General features: G+C 37.2%; 18 protein-coding genes. 15 read left to right on the forward strand and 3 right to left on the reverse strand.

The window, feature by feature from the left end; translation table 11 throughout:
- The first annotated feature begins 104 nt into the window (after positions 1-104).
- Both ACG59Z_RS06925 and ACG59Z_RS06930 read left to right on the forward strand, forming a co-directional pair.
- Positions 105-2,558, forward strand: a complete 2,454-nt coding sequence (locus ACG59Z_RS06925; RefSeq protein ID WP_263613581.1) for an LPS-assembly protein LptD — start codon at positions 105-107, stop codon at positions 2,556-2,558.
- Positions 2,558-3,868, forward strand: coding sequence for a peptidylprolyl isomerase (locus ACG59Z_RS06930; RefSeq protein ID WP_396462982.1), 1,311 nt, complete (start codon positions 2,558-2,560; stop codon positions 3,866-3,868). Before ACG59Z_RS06925 ends, ACG59Z_RS06930 begins: the two co-directional genes overlap by 1 nt.
- A 116-nt stretch (positions 3,869-3,984) precedes the next feature.
- Here the strand turns inward: ACG59Z_RS06930 and fba are convergent, their stop codons facing one another.
- The 3 genes from fba to ACG59Z_RS06945 all read right to left on the reverse strand — a co-directional run bounded on the left by fba (position 3,985) and on the right by ACG59Z_RS06945 (position 6,695).
- The gene (fba, locus tag ACG59Z_RS06935) at positions 3,985-5,022 is read right to left on the reverse strand and encodes a class II fructose-bisphosphate aldolase (RefSeq protein ID WP_002121428.1); all 1,038 of its coding nucleotides are present in this window, start codon (positions 5,020-5,022) and stop codon (positions 3,985-3,987) included.
- Positions 5,023-5,143: 121 nt separating this feature from the next.
- Positions 5,144-5,386, reverse strand: coding sequence for a hypothetical protein (locus tag ACG59Z_RS06940; RefSeq protein WP_400198589.1), 243 nt, complete (start codon positions 5,384-5,386; stop codon positions 5,144-5,146).
- A 121-nt stretch (positions 5,387-5,507) separates the two neighbouring features.
- On the reverse strand, positions 5,508-6,695 hold the full coding sequence (locus tag ACG59Z_RS06945) for a phosphoglycerate kinase (RefSeq protein WP_396479300.1): 1,188 nt from the start codon (positions 6,693-6,695) through the stop codon (positions 5,508-5,510).
- A 138-nt stretch (positions 6,696-6,833) separates the two neighbouring features.
- Between ACG59Z_RS06945 and ACG59Z_RS06950 the strand changes: the two genes are divergently transcribed.
- The 13 genes from ACG59Z_RS06950 to ACG59Z_RS07010 all read left to right on the forward strand — a co-directional run bounded on the left by ACG59Z_RS06950 (position 6,834) and on the right by ACG59Z_RS07010 (position 18,582).
- Entirely contained in the window at positions 6,834-7,217 is a 384-nt protein-coding gene (locus ACG59Z_RS06950) for a DUF2237 family protein (RefSeq protein ID WP_209833207.1), read from the forward strand.
- Positions 7,217-7,810, forward strand: a complete 594-nt coding sequence (locus ACG59Z_RS06955) for a Maf family protein (RefSeq protein ID WP_400198592.1) — start codon at positions 7,217-7,219, stop codon at positions 7,808-7,810. The genes ACG59Z_RS06950 and ACG59Z_RS06955 overlap by 1 nt, the downstream gene beginning before the upstream one ends.
- A 30-nt stretch (positions 7,811-7,840) precedes the next feature.
- Positions 7,841-9,004 carry a JmjC domain-containing protein gene (locus ACG59Z_RS06960; RefSeq protein ID WP_400198593.1) on the forward strand — a complete coding sequence of 388 codons (1,164 nt, stop codon included), beginning with the start codon at positions 7,841-7,843 and terminating at the stop codon, positions 9,002-9,004.
- A 362-nt stretch (positions 9,005-9,366) separates the two neighbouring features.
- Positions 9,367-9,933: a TetR/AcrR family transcriptional regulator gene (locus ACG59Z_RS06965; protein WP_263613575.1), complete on the forward strand. Its 567-nt coding sequence runs from the start codon at positions 9,367-9,369 to the stop codon at positions 9,931-9,933.
- 476 nt (positions 9,934-10,409) lie between these two features.
- Positions 10,410-10,718: a metalloregulator ArsR/SmtB family transcription factor gene (locus ACG59Z_RS06970; RefSeq protein ID WP_263613574.1), complete on the forward strand. Its 309-nt coding sequence runs from the start codon at positions 10,410-10,412 to the stop codon at positions 10,716-10,718.
- A gap of 418 nt (positions 10,719-11,136) precedes the next feature.
- Positions 11,137-12,339 carry a serine/threonine transporter SstT gene (gene sstT, locus ACG59Z_RS06975; RefSeq protein ID WP_396479308.1) on the forward strand — a complete coding sequence of 401 codons (1,203 nt, stop codon included), beginning with the start codon at positions 11,137-11,139 and terminating at the stop codon, positions 12,337-12,339.
- A gap of 5 nt (positions 12,340-12,344) precedes the next feature.
- Entirely contained in the window at positions 12,345-13,025 is a 681-nt protein-coding gene (locus ACG59Z_RS06980) for a YoaK family protein (RefSeq protein ID WP_200001960.1), read from the forward strand.
- A gap of 3 nt (positions 13,026-13,028) precedes the next feature.
- On the forward strand, positions 13,029-13,565 hold the full coding sequence (locus ACG59Z_RS06985; RefSeq protein WP_400198596.1) for a DUF2058 domain-containing protein: 537 nt from the start codon (positions 13,029-13,031) through the stop codon (positions 13,563-13,565).
- Positions 13,566-13,941: 376 nt separating this feature from the next.
- Positions 13,942-15,789 (forward strand): ABC transporter ATP-binding protein, encoded by a 1,848-nt coding sequence (locus ACG59Z_RS06990; protein WP_400198598.1) that lies wholly within the window; start codon positions 13,942-13,944, stop codon positions 15,787-15,789.
- On the forward strand, positions 15,789-16,229 hold the full coding sequence (locus tag ACG59Z_RS06995) for a MaoC family dehydratase (protein ID WP_400198600.1): 441 nt from the start codon (positions 15,789-15,791) through the stop codon (positions 16,227-16,229). Before ACG59Z_RS06990 ends, ACG59Z_RS06995 begins: the two co-directional genes overlap by 1 nt.
- Positions 16,230-16,337: 108 nt before the next feature.
- On the forward strand, positions 16,338-17,363 hold the full coding sequence (locus ACG59Z_RS07000; protein WP_400198602.1) for an AraC family transcriptional regulator ligand-binding domain-containing protein: 1,026 nt from the start codon (positions 16,338-16,340) through the stop codon (positions 17,361-17,363).
- 38 nt (positions 17,364-17,401) lie between these two features.
- Entirely contained in the window at positions 17,402-17,776 is a 375-nt protein-coding gene (gcvH, locus tag ACG59Z_RS07005) for a glycine cleavage system protein GcvH (RefSeq protein ID WP_019458970.1), read from the forward strand.
- A gap of 98 nt (positions 17,777-17,874) precedes the next feature.
- Complete coding sequence (locus ACG59Z_RS07010; RefSeq protein ID WP_400198636.1) at positions 17,875-18,582, forward strand: SIR2 family NAD-dependent protein deacylase; 708 nt, start codon at positions 17,875-17,877, stop codon at positions 18,580-18,582.
- Positions 18,583-18,858 lie beyond the last annotated feature (276 nt).

Consider the following 18,858-nt stretch of genomic DNA (forward strand, 5'->3'; position numbering starts at 1 on the left):
AACAAGCTGAGATTTTTGAAGGGTTAAGTGTAGCCACTTATAAACTTTTTCTCTATGATGCGACAATAATTAATTGTGAATTAGCATACTTGGTTAATGAGACAATGAAGCATCAGTTTAAATTTAATCCTTTAGCGACCGCTATTTTTACGCTCTTATGTGGCTCCATACAATCAAGTTATGCTGAGTCAGCTGGTGTTGTCTCCAACATAGACAATAATCAACTTAAGGCGAGTATTAAGGAAGCCTATCCAGGGCAGGAATTCTTTCAACAATATTATGTTGATAAATCTGCACCTGAGGCGCAGTTGCGCAATAATAAATATTTGAGTTCGGCATTTTGCCAAGGAACTTGGATTACACCAATCAATCCTGAAACTAAAGCATTAGATGCAGATAAGGCTACATCGGTTGTAACTGCCGATTACGGTCATTACAACCCTGCTGGCGACTCTGAGCTAGAAGGAAACGTAGTAATAGACCAAGAAGGTCGTACTGTTCGTGCCGATAAAGTTACCATCGATAAAACTCAAACATTTGCTCATGCACAAGGTCGAGTTCAGTTAGCCCAAGGCGGCTTACTCTCTCAAAGTGATGAAATTAATTACAATTTAAAGACTCAAACTGGCGATTTAAATAATAGTTTTTATATTTCTGAACAGCAGCATGCACATGGTCACGCTGGAAAAATCGAAAGAACATCTCCAAATGTAATGGTTCTTAATGATGCAAGCTATACCACTTGTCCACCAGGTCAAAAACCTGCTTGGAAAATTCAGGCTAATAAAATTGAGCTGAATCAGGAAACTGGTCGAGGCGTCACTCGCAATGCAAAGATCTATGTTAAAGATGTTCCAGTTATAGCAGTCCCATACTTTAACTTCCCAATTGATGACCGTCGAACTACAGGTATTCTTAACCCTCAGTTTGGTTTCTCGGGTTTCTCAAATAGTGGTGGTGGCGGTGAACTTTCTGTTCCAATTTATTTAAATCTTGCACCTAATTATGATGCAACGATTACTCCACGATATCTATCAGAACGTGGAGCTATGCTCAAAGGTGAATTTCGCTATTTAACGGATGGATTTGGTGCAGGGGTAATATCAGGCGGTATTCTTCCATCTGATAAAGAATATAACGATAAAGACCGTAAAGATTTTAATTTCCTCCACAATTGGAATATTAATGATCAATGGTCTACCAACCTTGAATATCACTATGCATCTGATAAAGATTATTTTGCAGACTTAGACAGCAGTCCGAACTCTAAAACTGATGTAAATCTTCGTAGAGCTTGGGAGCTGAACTACCAGCATGGCATTCCAGGTTTAAAAGCTCAGCTTAAAGTTGAGGACTTCCAGACACTAGACCCTTCAGTTCTGGATGCAAACAAACCTTATGCCCGTTTACCACAGTTCTTATTAAACTATGTCACAGGTAACCCACAAGGTTTACAATACGAATTTAATAACGATACGGCATACTTCAAAAAATCAATTAATGATGGTTCTGCTCAGGAAAGTAGTGGTACGCGTATTTATAACCAGTTCGCAACACGTTATAACTATCGTACACCAGCGGCTTTCGTTATCCCTGAAGTGTCTGTACGTTCTATTCAGACTTTCTATGACAAAGACAGTATTGCCTCACAAGACTTAGATGCTAGTTCAGAATCCAAATCAGTTGTTGTACCCCAGTTTACTTTAGATACAGGTCTGACATTTGAGCGCGATGGTAAATATCTCCAAACCATTACACCTCGTGCTTTTTACGCTTATGCTCCTTATAAAAATCAGAACAGTTATCCAAACTTTGACTCAACTTCAGCATCGGTTAATTACGATCAATTATTTAACCCTTACCGCTTCTATGGACATGACCGCCTTGAAGACAACAATTTCTTATCATTGGGTGTAAGTTATAGTTTATTTGATACGGTGGGCTTAGAACGTTTACGTGCAAGTGTAGGCCAAAGCTATTATTTTGAAGATCGACGTGTAACTCTACAAAATCAACCCGATGCATTTGATACTGAGCGCAATACAGGACCAGTTGTAAGCTTAACAAGCCAACTCAACCAGAACTTTACTATTGGAGCAAATTCAGCATGGATGTCAAACGGTGATAACGCTCAGCGAGACTTCCAAGTTTACTATACAGGTGACAAAGGCAACCTATACAACTTAGGTTACTTCTATCGCAAAAATATTCCTGGTCGTCAAGAAACTTATGATCAAGTTGTTGCATCCTTTATACAACCAATTAAAGACAACTGGCGTATTATGGGTCTTGTTCAATATGACATGGACAATGATGTGGCTCGTGAGCTGTTATTAGGTGTTAACTATGAATCATGTTGCTGGGGTATCTCAGTCTATGGCCGTTCTTACTATAACGACCTTGATGATCCAAAATCTCCTAATGTTAACGAGAAACGCGCGATTATGGCTGAAATTACGCTTAAAGGTTTAGGTGGTTTAAACAATAAACTCGCGTCTATACTTGAAAATCGCGTTTTAGGTTTTAACAAAATTAATCAATCTTGGACACAACGTTAATGAAGGCAAAGCATCTTAAACAGTTTTTTAAAGCAACAACCCTTGCTGTATTAATATCTTCATCAATGCATAGTTTTGCCCAACCCACTGATGAAGTTGTGGCAATTGTGGACAATAGCGTAATTTTAAAAAGTGACCTTGAACAAGGAATGGCTGAAGCTGCTCACGAATTGCAAGCACAAAAAAAAGAAGTACCCCCTCAACAATACCTACAATTTCAGGTTTTAGATCAACTCATCTTACGTCAAGCTCAACTTGAACAAGTAAAACGTTATGGCATTAAACCTGATGAGAAAAGTCTAAACGAGGCAGTACTAAAAGTAGCAAGTCAATCTGGCAGTAAAAGTCTAGAAGCCTTTCAACAAAAGTTAGATGCAATTGCTCCAGGAACATATGAAAACTTACGAGGCCGTATTGCTGAAGATTTAGCAATTAATCGCCTACGTCAGCAACAAGTGATGTCTCGTATTAAAATTAGTGACCAAGATGTCGACAATTTTTTAAAGTCTCCACAAGGACAAGCTGCTCTAGGTAATCAGGCTCACGTGATTCATATGCGAATTGCTGGAGACAACCCTCAAGAAGTTCAGAATGTAGCTAAGGAAGTCCGTTCAAAGCTTGCTCAAAGCAATGACATAAATGCTCTCAAAAAGCTTTCCACTGCGACTGTAAAAGTTGAAGGTGCAGATATGGGATTCCGCCCTCTTTCTGATATTCCAGCAGAGCTTGCTGCTCGTATTACTCCACTGCAAGATGGTCAAACAACTGATTTAATCTCTGTACGTGATGGTGTACATGTTCTAAAACTCTTAGAACGCAAGCAAAATGAACAAAAAGCATTAGTACCGCAATATCAAACTCGCCATATTCTTATTCAGCCATCTGAAGTGGTAAGTCCTGAAAATGCGAAACAAATTATTGACAGCATTTACAAGCGATTAAAGGCGGGACAAGATTTCGCTACGCTTGCTGCAACCTATTCAAATGATACAGGTTCAGCACGTGATGGCGGTAGTTTAGGTTGGGTTACACCAGGTATGATGGTTCCTGAGTTTGACAAAAAAATGCAGGAAATTCCTGTAGGTCAAATTAGTGAGCCTTTCCAAACTCAATTTGGCTGGCATATTCTACAAGTGACAGATAAACGCGAAAAAGATATGACTCATGAATATCAAGAGCGTATGGCACGTCAAATTTTAGGTGAGCGTCAATTCAATACCGAAGTTGATAGCTGGTTACGAGAAGTACGTGCTAATGCATATGTAGAAATTAAAGACCCTAGCCTCGACAAAAAGAACTTACAAAAGTAAGTCTTTTGCTGCTATTAAAACCTGTGTTATCACAGGTTTTTTTATGAATAAAATCTGGCGAATAAAAAACCGGTTATTTACATAACCGGTTTATATAAATCAAACCCTAACGGGAATTATTTATAACGATCAACCATTTTCTCTAAAGAAATTGGACGGATCTTGTCAGCATTTCCAGCTGTACCAAATGCTTCATAACGATCAATACAAATTTGCTTCATTGAATCTACAGTTTTAGCAAAGTATTTACGTGGATCAAATTCAGCTGGGTTTTCAGCCATAAACTGACGAATTGCGCCAGTAGATGCTAAACGTAAGTCTGTATCGATATTGATCTTACGTACACCATGTTTAATTGCCTCTACAAGCTGTTCAACAGGTACACCATAAGTCTCTTTAATATCACCACCGAACTCATTGATTACTTTCAACCATTCTTGTGGTACAGAGCTTGAACCATGCATAACAAGGTGAGTATTTGGTAATGCCGCATGAATTTCTTTAATACGGTCAATTGCCAGGATATCGCCTGTAGGTGGACGAGTGAATTTGTAAGCACCATGTGAAGTACCCACAGCAATCGCTAATGCATCTACATTAGTATCAGCAACAAATTGAGTCGCTTCTTCGACAGAAGTAAGAAGTTGTGAGTGATCAAGTACACCTTCCGCACCAACACCATCTTCTTCGCCAGCCATACCAGTTTCAAGGCTACCTAAACAGCCAATCTCACCTTCAACAGAAACACCACATGCATGTGCCAAAGCAACAACATTACGAGTTACATCAACGTTGTATTCGTAAGATGTAGGTGTTTTACCATCTGTACCTAATGAACCGTCCATCATTACAGAGCTAAAGCCAAGCTGAATTGAACGTTGACAGATATCAGGGCTTGTACCATGGTCTTGGTGCATTACCACTGGAATGTGCGGCCATTCTTCAATTGCAGCCAAAATAAGATGGCGCAAGAATGGAGCGCCTGCATATTTGCGAGCTCCAGCTGATGCCTGAACAATTACAGGTGAATTGGTTGCATCCGCGGCAAGCATAATTGCACGCATTTGTTCTAAGTTATTTACGTTAAATGCTGGTACGCCGTAGTTATGTTCTGCAGCGTGATCCAAGAGCTGGCGCATTGAAATGAGTGCCATAATATCCTCCCAGGTAGTGCGGCTTATTCTACCTTGTCATTTATTTCAATTCAGCAACAAATCACAGTATTTCAAAAAAAATCCCTGCATTTGCAGGGACTTTTTAACAAAATACAACAAATTAATGAGTTTCTGAAGCAGCCGGCTCGCTAGACGCGCCACCTTCAACCACATCGATATTCTTTTCATCTAAAACTGGCTTATCAAGCGAATCAATTGTAGCTTGCTGTTCAGGAGTTACTTTATCAGCAACTGCTGTAGAAGCAGCATCTTGCCCTGCTTTAGAAGACTCTTCTTTTTTAGCACAAGCAGTCAACATCACTGGAACAATTAACAAAGCAGCTAAGGTAAGTTTTAAATTCATCACTATTTTCCACAATTGGTGATTTAGTGCTCATTATTTTATTTCAGAAATATGACAATTTAATGACTTATCCATGAAAAAGGGGTTGAACCCAACCCCTTCTTATTTTTACATATATGTATTATGCACGTTCTAATAAAACTGCAACTGCCGGCAAAGTTTTACCTTCAACAAACTCAAGGAATGCACCACCACCAGTTGAAATATAGCCAATTTGGTCAGCAACATTATATTTATCAATCGCAGCTAGAGTATCGCCACCGCCAGCAATTGAGAATGCGTCAGATTGAGCAACTGCAAGAGAAAGTGCTTTAGTACCTTCACCAAATTGATCAACTTCAAATACGCCAACAGGACCATTCCAAAGAATCGTTTTTGATGTTGTTAAAATATTTGCAAATGCTTTAGCTGTTTCAGGACCCACATCTAAAATCATGTCATTTGCTGTTACATCTTCAACTTTTTTAACAACTGCTTGTGCTGCTGCTAAAGAACCTAAGAAATCTTCAAAATTAATTTGAGATGCATCAGCAACAACAACATCTGTAGGAAGTGGAACACTTACTTTAGCAGCGATTTGTTTTGCCGTTTCAATCAAGTCAGCTTCGTATAAAGATTTACCAACGTTGTAACCTGCAGCTGCGAGGAAAGTATTTGCAATACCACCACCAACAATAAGTTGATCGCAAATAGTAGACAATGAGTTTAAGACATCAAGTTTTGTTGAAACTTTAGAGCCAGCAACAATAGCCACCATTGGTTTTTCAGGTGTTTGCATTGCACGGCCAAGTGCGTCTAATTCAGCAGCTAATAATGGACCAGCAGCTGCAATAGGAGCAAAACGTGCCACGCCTTCTGTAGAAGCTTCTGCACGGTGAGCAGTACCGAATGCATCCATCACAAATACATCACATAAAGCAGCATACTTTTGTGCAAGCTCCGGATTATTTTTCTTTTCACCCGCGTTAAAACGAACATTTTCAAGCAAAACTACTTGGCCAGCTTGAACTTCTACGCCATCCAGATAGTCAGTAAATAATTTAACTTCTTGGCCTAGTGCTTCAGTTAAATATGCTGCAACTGGTGCAAGCGATTGCTCAGGCTTTGGTTCACCTTCAACAGGACGACCTAAATGCGAAAATACCATTACAGCCGCGCCTTTTTCTAAAGCAGCTTTTATTGTTGGAAGTGCTGCACGTAAACGAGCATCGCTGGTAATCACACCATTTTTAACAGGAACGTTTAAATCTTCACGAATAAGTACACGTTTACCTGCTAAGTTAAGGTCAGTCATACGCTGAAAATTCATGTAAAGCTCTCTTTATGATTTTAAAAACGCGCCAATTTTAAATGATTACATCAAAAAAGGTTAGTTTTTTTGCATAAAAGCTGTAGAAAGCCAAAGTTTTGATTATGATAGACGTAGTAATTTAATATTTCATCCATTATGTCTATTCATCCAGATCCACAAATCAATCGTTTAAATGTTTTAGGTGAACCTTTAGCAAGCTGCTGTTTTGACCCTATTACGGGTTATTTTCGAAATGGTTTTTGCCATACAGCTGTAACAGATCTTGGGCAACATACCGTATGTGCTCAAATGACGTCTGAGTTTTTAAATTTTTCGCAAAAAGTTGGCAACGATCTCATTACGCCTCTACCTGAAGCTGGTTTTCCAGGTCTACAACCAGGTGACTTCTGGTGCATTTGCGTAACTCGCTGGGTAGAAGCATATCAAGCTGGTCAAGCACCACCTGTCAAACTTCATGCCTGCCATCAAGCAGTATTAAGCTATGTCCCATTAGATGTATTGATGGAATATGCAGTGTAATGAAATACCCCCAAATTATTTTGGCATCGAGTAGTCAAACACGTAAGGATTTGATGAAACGTTTGGGAATCGAATATATCTGTATTATTCCAGATATTGATGAGAGTCCTCGTGGCGAGACTCATGCTGATGATTTAGCGAAAAGACTAGCATTCACTAAAGCTCAGGTGATTGCTCAGAAAAATCCCCAAGCGATTGTAATTGGATCAGATCAAGTCGCATGGCGAGAACATGCACCTCATGATTTTATTGGCAAACCATTAACGATTGAAAATGCTAAAGCCCAGTTAGCAGCAAACTCAGCCAGAACAGTTTTTTTTAGTACAGCCTTAAGCGTCCAATGTCTTGAAAAAAACTTTGAACATACTCTAGTTGAACATTATCAAGTTAAATTTCGCAATTTAACTCGTCTTGAAATCGAGAGATATGTCGATTTAGACCAACCCCTTCATTGTGCTGGAAGTTTTAAGTGTGAAAGTCTTGGCATTAGTCTATTTGAGAAAATGATAGGCCAAGATCAAACCACCCTAATGGGTTTACCCATGATTCAACTTTGTCAGATTCTAAGACAGCTTGAACTTCAAATTCCTTAATATTTTTTAGCTTACTTATAGGTTATCTCCATGACAGAACCTTTAACCGTTCTAGGCAGCATTACTGCTGAACAGTTTTTAACAGAATATTGGCAGAAAAAACCATTACTTGTGCGTAATGCCATGCCTGAAATCATTGGCATGTTAGAGCCAAATGATGTGAGAGAATTCGCTTTAGAAGATCATGTTAGTGCGCGTCTTATCCGTCAGAAAGACAAAAATCCAAATGAATGGCATGTAAAGTCCTCTCCTCTAACCAAAGGTGACTTTCAAAAATTACCAAAGTTATGGACACTCTTGGTACAAGCGGTTGATCATTACTCATTTGATTTAGCTGGTTTATGGAAAAAATTTCCTTTCATTCCTCAATGGCGTCGTGATGACATCATGGTTTCTTATGCCCCTAAAGGCGGTTCAGTTGGAAAACATTTTGACTTTTATGATGTATTTCTTGTTCAAGGACATGGTCACCGTCGTTGGCAATTAGGCCAAATGTGTGATGCAAGCACTGAACTTGTTCCTAATCAGCCATTAAAGCTATTACCAGAGATCGATGTTCATTTTGATGAAGTTTTAGCACCTGGTGACTTATTATATGTCCCACCAGGATTATCACATTATGGTGTTGCCGAAGATGATTGTTTAACTTTCTCATTTGGTTTCCGTATGCCTAATGTGTCAGGCATGATCGATAGAATTAGCGATCAATTTGCGACTGATGAATTACTACAGAACCCAGTTGTGGACATTGCTCGAAAGAACATTCCTCAAGTTGGTGAAATTAATAAAGAAGAATTGGCTTATTTAAGAGAGTTAGTTTTAGCTCAGTTGCAAAACTCATCAGTACTTGATGCTGCCATCATGGCATATATGACTGAGCCTAAATATCCAGATAACATTCCTGAACCAGACGAAATCGAAATTGAAGATCTCAATGCTATTTTGTCAGAAGGTTATGAACTATTGCTTGAACCAGCTTCTCGTCTACTTTATACAGAACAAAATGGCACTTTAAAGTTTTGGGGTAATGGAGAAGATTTACCAATTGTGGAATCTTTTGCCACTCAACTCAAAGCAATTGCAGATGGAGAAAGCATCCCTTTCAACGACCAGCTGAGCAGTTTAGATATTTTAGAGAATATTGTTCAATTATTGAATGATTCAATTCTTATGTTACTGCCACCTGCAGAATAATATCGCCTAAATACATTAAAAGGAGGAATTTATAAAATTTCTCCTTTTTTCTTTTATAAATACATGCTTAAATATACCATTCTTTAAATCTATTTTATGGCTGTATGTCTATGGTATAAGTTTATTTTTCTACATCAAAAAATTATCTAGTTAATACGTCTGATTAAGACATAGAAATTTTTTCAATAAATATAAAATTCACATCTAGAGCATTATGCTTTGAACTTCTATTGCTTTTAAAAAACCCATTTTTTCCTATCAATAACAATCAATACAATGTAAAATTGTGCATTCGTGCTTTTTATTTATACACTCGACCATTTAGGCTAAGAGCAATTTTTTTTGTGTGAGGCTACTAAAATATGTCAAAAAAAGATGACATCATTACCACTGCTTTAAGACTTTTTAACTCATATAGTTATAACTCTATAGGGGTTGATCGTATCATCAGTGAGTCTGGTGTAGCAAAAATGACATTTTATAAATACTTCCCTTCAAAAGAGAAACTTATTGAAGAGTGTTTATTATTAAGAAACTCACTTTTACAGAATTCTCTGACTGCTGCTATATCTAAAGAAGATGAAAACGACCCGTTGAGTCGTATCAAAGCAATTTTCTTATGGTATTCAGATTGGTTTAATAGCGAAGACTTTAATGGCTGTATGTTTCAAAAAGCTTTAGAAGAAGTATTAAAACAATACCCTTCAACACATCAACCAGCGACTTTATATAAAATATGGTTAACGCAACTCATGCAAGACCTTCTCGTCCAGCATGAAATTGAAGAGTCTCGTCCTCTGGCATTGTTATTAGTCAATATATTAGAAGGCATGACCATTCAAGCTCAGGTCGAACATGGCTCAGTAAAAATTTATGACTATTGGAAGCGTGTAGAGAAACTTATTGAATTTGAAAAAGTTGCACACTAAAAAATAAAGCGTGATATTATTCTTCTTATATTGTTGAATCTTCTTCTTATTCATCACGCTGCGTCTGAAAGTCATTCTAGTCTAGAGTTAGACGTTTTTTTTGGACTATACATCCCAAACTAGAATATACAGACCTGTCTGTACAGGATCGATTATATCCTTAAAAAGTAAAAACTCAATCTTTTTTTATTCCCCTTTTAAACATAAATCAGAATTAACTATTGATGGAGCAAAAAAGAGGATTTATTTTCTTTGACATTGTTTCATTTATACTTAACAATTACGCTTCTCACACAATGCAACACTTTTGACACAAAACAACTACAAATTATTGTTATACCTTAATAATGTTATATATTTATCAATTACACTTATAAACCTTTTCAACAAAAACAATTGGATTGATTAGTTTTGCTACATTCATTTTCATAAGATCAATCTATACTATGCCGGCCATATTGATATAGGTATAAAGTATGAAAGATGGACTCCAAATTGAAGAAATGAAAAATGCGGCTGATTCAGTCGTAGGAACATTAAAGTCTTTAGCTAACACTGACCGTTTATTAATTTTATGTCACTTAGCTCATGAGGAGTTGAATGTCTCTCAAATCGAAGAGAAAACCCAAATCACCCAACCCACCCTTTCACAACAATTGATGATGCTACGTAAAAGTGATGTCGTTTCAACACGTCGTGATGGCAAACAAATTTTCTACTCCATAAAGGATGATAAGATGCACTCCATTTTAAATACGCTTTATCAGTTATACTGTATAGAATAACTGCGCTGAACTTATAAAATTATAATAATATTAATGTATTCCTGAAATATGCGATTTTTCAACTTGGTAGCTGGTAATGATCCAAGCAAAGAGGACTGAAAATTCGCGTAGTTTTTCTAGCATTCAAATCTATTGAAAACAAAAATAATCTCCCTATTTCTTTTTATATCTCCCTTAACTCGACTTAAACCTCAATAATTAAGTCTGTTTATTTCCATTATTGTCTGTAATATAAGCAAAACATCATTTTAATTACTTTGATATTCCTATTTTACTATTTTAAAAACAAATACTTAATATTACCATTTTTTATAAAACTGATTAGTTGGTATAAAAAAGCTTAAGATTCACATCACTTAAGTATAAAATACTCCGCTTGTTCAACCTTTAGCCACGAATAGGTTAATAAGGCCTTTATATGCTTGAATTCTTTTCTCGATTAAGCTTAGTCACCAAAATTATTATTGCCATTATTTTAGGGATAGGCGTTGCACTCTTATTTCCAAACGTTACGCCCTACCTAAGCTTGTTTGGTGAACTGTTCATTAAAGCATTGAAATCGGTTGCTCCTATTTTAGTTTTTGTACTGGTTCTTTCTTCAATTGCTAATTTCCAGATGGGTCATAATGCAAACCTTCGCCCAGTCTTGTTGTTATATGTTGTAGGTATGCTATTGGCGGCTTTTACAGCTGTGGTAGCGAGCTTATCTTTTCCAAGCACTTTATATCTCAACACTGTTTCCCATAACAACTTACAAGCACCAGGTAGCCTCGCTGATATATTAAAAAATTTGCTTTTAAGCTTTATTGCCAATCCAGTACAAGCGATTAGCGAAGCAAACTTTATTGGTATTCTTGCATGGGCGATTGGTCTCGGTTTAGCAATGCGTCACAGTTCGGATACCACTAAACAGGTTATGCATGATGTTTCACATGCAGTGAGCGCGATTATTCATAAAGTGATTGCATTTGCTCCTGTCGGTATTTTTGGTTTGGTTGCAGTGACATTTGCTAGCGCAGGTCTCGCGACACTTGAAAGCTATATACAATTATTAGCTGTACTACTAGGTACAATGTTCTTTGTTGCCCTAGTGATTAACCCAATTCTGGTGGGTTTAACAATTCGTGGTAACCCATACCCACTCGTTTTAAAATGCCTAAAAGAAAGTGGTATTACAGCATTCTTTACTCGCAGCTCGGCAGCTAATATTCCTGTTAACCTTGATTTAGCTGAACGCTTAGGTGTTAATCCATCTACTGCAAGTGTGTCTATTCCTTTAGGCGCAACGATTAATATGGCAGGTGCAGCAGTTACGATTACTGTGCTTACTTTGGCAACTGTGCACACTTTAGGAATTCATGTTGATTTAGCAACTATGATTATTTTATCAGTAGTCGCTACAGTTTCAGCATGTGGAGCATCGGGAGTTGCTGGCGGTTCATTACTTTTAATTCCTGTCGCTTGTAGTTTATTTGGTATTTCATCAGAAATTGCGATGCAAGTTGTTGCAGTTGGTATGATTATTAGTGTATTACAAGATTCAACGGAAACGGCTCTTAACTCATCTACTGATGTTTTATTTACAGCCGCAGTTGATATTCGCTCAAAACAAAACTCTTAGAGAACATGCCATTTCAACGTTTACCAAACTGGTTCCAAGTTGGTGCCTTTTTACTGGCTATAAATGCCGGAATGATTAATGTATTAGGGCTAATCACCCTTTTACATCAGTCAGTTTCGCATATGACAGGTAATGTCAGTATGCTAGCGATGAGTTTGGTAAACTGGCAATTTGAACACATCATATATTTAGTCCTTGTTATACTGTGTTATGTATGTGGATCATTTTATAGTGGCTTTATTTTAGGTAACAGCCATTTTAAATTAGGCCGTCGATATGGCCTTCCTTTAAGCCTAGTTGCCCTCTTTATTTTTCTTTGCTGGTTATTACTGCCTTATTTCCCCAAATATGGATTATTATGGGCCTGCGTCGCTATGGGGTTACAAAATGCGATGGTGAGCCATTATAAAGGAACCATTATCAGAACCACTCATTTATCGGGTGTCTTAACAGACCTTGGTCTTGCGCTTGGTTATATGGCAAGGGGTTTAAAAGTAGAAAACCGTCGTATTATTTTACATCTACTTATTTTTTCAGGTTTTCTTATTGGTGGTATAATTGCTGCTTCAGTTCACCCCTACTTAAAATTGCAATCATTTTTGCTTCCAGCAATTTTAAGCTTAACTCTCAGTATTTCGTATTGGGCTGTTTATTTTCATAGTTCCTCCTCTTCAGATTCGGATTAAGTCATGGTTAAAAATGCCTTACAAGCTCAGTTACTCAAAGCCGGTTTAGTTGACAATAAAAAAGCAAAAAAACTCACCAAGCAAGCTCAGCATGAACAGCGCACTGGTCAAAGTAATGAAACAGAAATCAAAGCAAATATTGAAAAAGCTCAAAAAGAGAAGCAAGCAAAAGACCAAGCTTTGAATCTAGAAAAGCAGCAGCAACTCGAAGAAAAAGCATTAAAGGCTTCAATCATTCAAATGATTAAGCAACATAAAATTGCAGATTTTGCTGGAGATGTTGCATATCAATTTATTGATGAAAATAAAATTAAAAAAGTATACCTATCTCAGCAAGTCTACAACGCACTTGTAACAGGTAGTTTAGTCATTGCAAAAGATCAAGATCAATACGCGTATCTACCAAAGGCTTTGGCTGAAAAAATTGATCAAAAAATGCAAGGCTTTATTTTAATTAATAATGCAGAGAAAAATGAACAAACTACCGACGAAGAAGATCCATATGCAGCATATGTAATTCCAGATGACTTAATGTGGTAATTATTATGAGAGCCTTTATCAATATTGAGATAAAGGCTCATGCTGCTTAGCAGTAAATATCAATATTTTATCATTTATTAAAAAATCTTATAAAAATTACATTCTGGCCAAATTCATTCACCACTTCATCTATTATTATCGATATAATGAATGGAACATTTTTTGTCTTTACCATGCCTTTTAGACTTTTCCCGATTCCAAATTTATGTCTTGTCTAAATCATGTCAGTTTTAGCCAAAGATATACAACATAGACTTTAACGTGTATCCACACACCCAACAGATCAACATCTTTATCGAGTTTGATCTAAATGACTTTATTGCAAATTAAATTGCGAAATTTTAATAAAGTAGCTGATGTATAAAGGTAGTCATTCATGCTGAAGTGGTTTGAAAAACTTGTAGATCCTTATCCAACCAGAGGTCTGGATGAGCCCTTACCAACTCGCTTTTTCCCATTTGTTTGGCAAGCTACTGAGGGTGTACGCCCATACTTATTATTACTGATTATTTGTACAGCTGGTGCGGCTAGCTTTGAAGCCTTACTTTTTTCAAAAATTGGACAATTAGTAGATTGGCTTAGTAATAGCCAACCTGAAAGTTTTTTAAGCCAGCATGCGTCAAATATCCTTATTTTAATTAGTGTTTTATTCGCCAATATTTTATTTGTTAATATTCAATCTGTTATAAAACACCAAATTTTATATAGTACTTTTCCAATGCGCTTACGCTGGCGCTTCCACAACCTTTTATTAAAGCAAAGCCTAGACTTTTTCCATAATGATTTTGCGGGACGCCTTTCAGCAAAGGTGATGCAAACAGCATTAGCTATACGCGAGTTTTGGATAATTTTGGGTGATATGTTGGCTTACGTCAGCATTTACTTTATTACCGTTAGTATTGTTCTGGGTGCGATTTCACCAACTTTACTTATTCCCCTTATGGTTTGGTTGGGACTATTTTTATTAAGTGCTTGGTTCTTTATTCCACGTTTAAGCAAAGTTTCACAGCAACAAGCTGACGCTCGTGCCGTGATGACTGGCCGTGTAACTGATGCTTATACAAATATTCAAACAGTTAAATTATTTGCACATGCTGGTCGTGAAAGCCAGTATGCAAAAGCGTCAATGAAAGAGTTTATGTCAACAGTCTATGCGCAAATGCGTTTAGGTACTCTTTTTGAAGTCAGCATTAATTTACTCTCTGCTGTTTTATTTGTAGGTGTGATTGGTACTGCAGTTTGGCTATGGACACAAGGCTTAGCAGCATTAGGTGTAATTGCGGCAACTACTGCGATGATTTTAAAACTGAATAGCATGGCTGAGTTTATGATGTGGCATATGTCAGCTTTATTTGAGAATGTTGGGACCATTCAAGATGGTATGCAAACTCTTGGTAAGAAAATCAATATTCAAGACAAACCAGATGCAAAACCACTTACAGTAAAGCAAGGTGAAATCGTATTTAAAGATGTTACCTTTGCCTATAACAATAAAAATGTTATCGATCACTTTAACCTACATATTAAAGCGGGTGAAAAGATTGGTATCGTTGGCCGTTCAGGTGCAGGAAAATCTACCCTCATTCAATTACTTTTACACTTTTACCATCTTAAAGAAGGTGCAATTTTAATTGATGGGCAAAATATTGAAGATGTTACACAAGATAGTTTGAGAGCGAATATTGCTTTAGTTACTCAAGATACCTCTCTACTACATCGCTCAGTTGCTGAAAACATTAAATATGGCCGTCCGGATGCAACCGATCTAGACATGCAAAGCGCAGTACATAAAGCAAGGGCAGCCGACTTTATTCCCCAACTTGTCGACTTAAAAGGTCGTTCTGGCTATGACGCACAGGTGGGTGAGCGTGGTGTTAAACTTTCAGGCGGTCAAAGACAACGTATCGCTATTGCACGTGTTTTCTTAAAAGATGCACCAATTTTAATATTAGATGAAGCAACAAGTGCATTAGACTCAGAAGTTGAAGCAGCTATTCAGTCTAGTTTAAATGACCTGATGGTAGATAAAACAGTTATTGCAATTGCTCACCGTTTGTCTACCATTGCTCAAATGGACCGTTTAATTGTTCTTGATGAAGGTAAAATTGCAGAGCAAGGCACTCATGAAGAATTAATTGCCAAAGATGGTATATATGCACAATTATGGAAACGTCAAACTGGCGGTTTTCTTATTGAGCAAAAAGTAGTACAGGGTCAAGATTAATGATTTATTTAGAAGATTTAAAAATTGGTGATCGTTTTATCAGTCGTGAATATGAAATTACACTAGATGAAATCAAACAATTTGCAAGCCACTATGACCCTCAGCCTTTCCATACAGATGAAGAGCTAGCCAAAGAAGATCCCATTTTTAAAGGTATTGCTGCCAGTGGGTGGCATACCTCTGCAATTACGATGCGCTTATGGACTGAATGTATGCCAATTCATGGTGGACTAGTGGGATCGGAGTCTAGTCTACGTTGGCCTCGCCCAACCCGCCCAGGTGACCGCATTCATGTTGAAGCTGAAATTTCCGCGATTACACCATCCAAAACAAAATTGGATCGTGGTATTGTAAGTTACGTTACGCAAGCCTTAAATCAGCATGGGGATGTTTTACTTATTTCAACGACAAAAATCGTTGTCTTTAAAAAGAATGTTTAACGAATCGTTGATATGATTGTCTAACAGTTTTTATAAACTCAAATTATATTTCATGACAAGATGTGTAAGAAATGCACGTAGAAAATTGATGAGAGCAACGGAACGCATATGAAAATTACCTCAGCTCGTCAAGATCAAGGTATTCCAGGAGTCTATGGCTTATTGCTATTAGATGTTGTTTCACGTTGGGGATACAACGATGAAACATTATTTGCCCCTTTTCATCTTACGAGTGAGCAATTAGCCGATCCTGAATATCGTATTTCAACACCTGTAGCAAATGAGCTGGTTAAACATGCCTTAAATCTCACTGGTGAAAGTACATTGGGTTTCCATATTGGCACTCAAATGCGTATTTCAATTCATGGATTTATTGGCTACGCGATAATGACAGCAAAAGATATTACCGAAGCGATTGCTCTTGCTGCTCGTTTTATTCAGTTACGCTTACCCTTTTTACAACTTTATTTTTCTACATTCGGTCCCAAAGCCACATTACAATTACAGTGTGATATTGAGCTAGAACCACTTCGTACCGAAATTGTTTTAGGCTTAACCATTGGCATCATGACAATGGCAAAAGCAATGACAGGTATCGAAGATTTAGCAGGCGATGTCGACCTAGATTTTCCAGAACCAGCAGGTTTTGATAAATATAGAAGCAAACTCAGCAGCACTATTCGCTTTAATCAGCCTCATTTAATTTCTAGTTTTGATAAAAAATATTTAGGCATTAAATTAATTAATTCCGATCCAATCGCTAGTCAAATTGCCATTAACCAATGTGAAGCTGAACTCTCTGCTTTGGGTGAACGCCGCCGTTTGGCAATGCGCGTACGTGATATTTTAAGTAATTCTGAACAACATTACTTAAGCATAGAAAATGTAGCAGAATACCTACATATGTCAGATCGCACCTTAAAGCGACAATTGGCAGCTGAAGGGACTTCATTTTCAACATTAGTAGATGAAGTCCGATATCGTCATGCGACGTCATTACTTTCACGTACAGATTATAGCCTTGAACAAATTGCTGATGAACTTGGTTATTCCGATGTCGCAAATTTCAGCCGTGCATTCAAACGCTGGAGTGGCCGTAGTCCGAGTAACTGGCGCAAAGACCCCTATTTATAATGTTATTAAGATATTGGACACAAGCTTAAGGAGTTGTCATGAACCACCCTTCAGAATTGAAGTATGCGCGTACACATGAGTGGGTAAAAATTGAAGGTGACCTTGTTATTACAGGGATTACTGACCATGCACAAGATGAACTTGGAGACTTGGTCTATGTTGAGACTCCTGAAATTGGCAGCAAAGTAACAGCTGGAGAACAAGCTGGAGTAGTTGAATCAGTTAAGACTGCTTCTGATATCCACGCTCCTGTTTCTGGTACTGTAGTGGAAGTAAATACAGACCTTGAAGATGATCCAGATTTTGTAAATGAAGATCCATACGGGAAAGGCTGGATTTATAAAATCAAGCCAGACAACATGGCAGATGTTGAAAAACTTTTAACAAATGCAGAATATGAAGCAGGATTATAAAAGATAGCATCGCTTTCAGTATTTGATAAAAACCAGTTTACTTTTAAACTGGTTTTTTTATATATGTATAAATCAGCTCTAAAAACTGGATGAATAGGATCACTGACATGACAAGACTTGTTGTATTTTCTGGTGCAGGCATGAGTGCAGAAAGTGGAATTAGTACTTTTCGTGACAGTAATGGCCTATGGGAAAATTATGATATACAACAAGTTGCCACTCCAGAAGCTTGGAACAAAGACGCTGCTTTAGTCCAGCGGTTTTATAACGAACGCCGTAAAAATATTTTAGAAGCTCAGCCAAATGAAGCTCATCAGTACATTGCCAAACTACAAGATCATTTCGATGTACAAGTGATTACGCAAAATATTGATGATTTACATGAGCGCGCTGGTAGCCACAATGTCTTGCATCTACATGGCAATATTCGATTAGCAAAAAGCTCTGGACCAGATGCACAATATACAACTGAATTTTATGAAATTAATGGTTGGAAGTTAGACTTAGAACATGAATTTTGCCCAAATGGCTATCCACTTCGTCCTCATGTAGTTTGGTTTGGTGAAGCAGTTCCCGCATTTGAAGAAGCCATAAAGCAAGTACAGGAAGCCGATATTTTCATTGTTATTGGTTCAACCTTAAGTGTGTATCCTGTTGCTGCTTTAGTTCATGAAATTCCAAATTACGCTGAAGCCTACTATATAGATCCTCAAGCAGATCATTCTCGTGTTCCATCTCAATATAAACTATTAAATATGACAGCCACAGAAGGTATGAAAGAGCTATTCCATCAGTTGACGAGCTAATATTTCTTTCATTTTTATTGCAGATTTCACTTCTAAAATTGTCTTTTCACATGAAATTGATGCGAAAACACTCAACTCATATCAAATTTTTTCTTGAGTGATATATTGTCATTGCTAATTTTGTAACCAAACAAGCTGATCTATTTTCTAAATTTACTATTCCTATAATTTTTTAAAGAATAAATGAATTATTTAACTTATATAAATCATTGATTAAAATAAATTTAATTTAAAGTGTAACTGCAATTACACTTGTTTACATAAAAATACATAAAA

It is taken from the genome of Acinetobacter sp. ABJ_C1_1 (genome assembly GCF_044684115.1).
Taxonomy (GTDB): Bacteria; Pseudomonadota; Gammaproteobacteria; order Pseudomonadales; family Moraxellaceae; genus Acinetobacter; species Acinetobacter nosocomialis_A.

Coding starts and splice junctions, on each gene's coding strand:
- ACG59Z_RS06955 (WP_400198592.1), top strand. CDS start 7,217: ATGAAATACCCCCAAATTATTTTGGCATCGAGTAGTCAAACACGTAAG.
- ACG59Z_RS06940 (WP_400198589.1), bottom strand. CDS start 5,386: ATGAATTTAAAACTTACCTTAGCTGCTTTGTTAATTGTTCCAGTGATG.
- ACG59Z_RS06970 (WP_263613574.1), top strand. CDS start 10,410: ATGAAAGATGGACTCCAAATTGAAGAAATGAAAAATGCGGCTGATTCA.
- ACG59Z_RS06925 (WP_263613581.1), top strand. CDS start 105: ATGAAGCATCAGTTTAAATTTAATCCTTTAGCGACCGCTATTTTTACG.
- ACG59Z_RS06980 (WP_200001960.1), top strand. CDS start 12,345: ATGCCATTTCAACGTTTACCAAACTGGTTCCAAGTTGGTGCCTTTTTA.
- gcvH (WP_019458970.1), top strand. CDS start 17,402: ATGAACCACCCTTCAGAATTGAAGTATGCGCGTACACATGAGTGGGTA.
- ACG59Z_RS06990 (WP_400198598.1), top strand. CDS start 13,942: ATGCTGAAGTGGTTTGAAAAACTTGTAGATCCTTATCCAACCAGAGGT.
- ACG59Z_RS06965 (WP_263613575.1), top strand. CDS start 9,367: ATGTCAAAAAAAGATGACATCATTACCACTGCTTTAAGACTTTTTAAC.
- ACG59Z_RS06945 (WP_396479300.1), bottom strand. CDS start 6,695: ATGAATTTTCAGCGTATGACTGACCTTAACTTAGCAGGTAAACGTGTA.
- sstT (WP_396479308.1), top strand. CDS start 11,137: ATGCTTGAATTCTTTTCTCGATTAAGCTTAGTCACCAAAATTATTATT.
- ACG59Z_RS07000 (WP_400198602.1), top strand. CDS start 16,338: ATGAAAATTACCTCAGCTCGTCAAGATCAAGGTATTCCAGGAGTCTAT.
- fba (WP_002121428.1), bottom strand. CDS start 5,022: ATGGCACTCATTTCAATGCGCCAGCTCTTGGATCACGCTGCAGAACAT.
- ACG59Z_RS06960 (WP_400198593.1), top strand. CDS start 7,841: ATGACAGAACCTTTAACCGTTCTAGGCAGCATTACTGCTGAACAGTTT.
- ACG59Z_RS06985 (WP_400198596.1), top strand. CDS start 13,029: ATGGTTAAAAATGCCTTACAAGCTCAGTTACTCAAAGCCGGTTTAGTT.
- ACG59Z_RS06930 (WP_396462982.1), top strand. CDS start 2,558: ATGAAGGCAAAGCATCTTAAACAGTTTTTTAAAGCAACAACCCTTGCT.
- ACG59Z_RS06995 (WP_400198600.1), top strand. CDS start 15,789: ATGATTTATTTAGAAGATTTAAAAATTGGTGATCGTTTTATCAGTCGT.
- ACG59Z_RS06950 (WP_209833207.1), top strand. CDS start 6,834: ATGTCTATTCATCCAGATCCACAAATCAATCGTTTAAATGTTTTAGGT.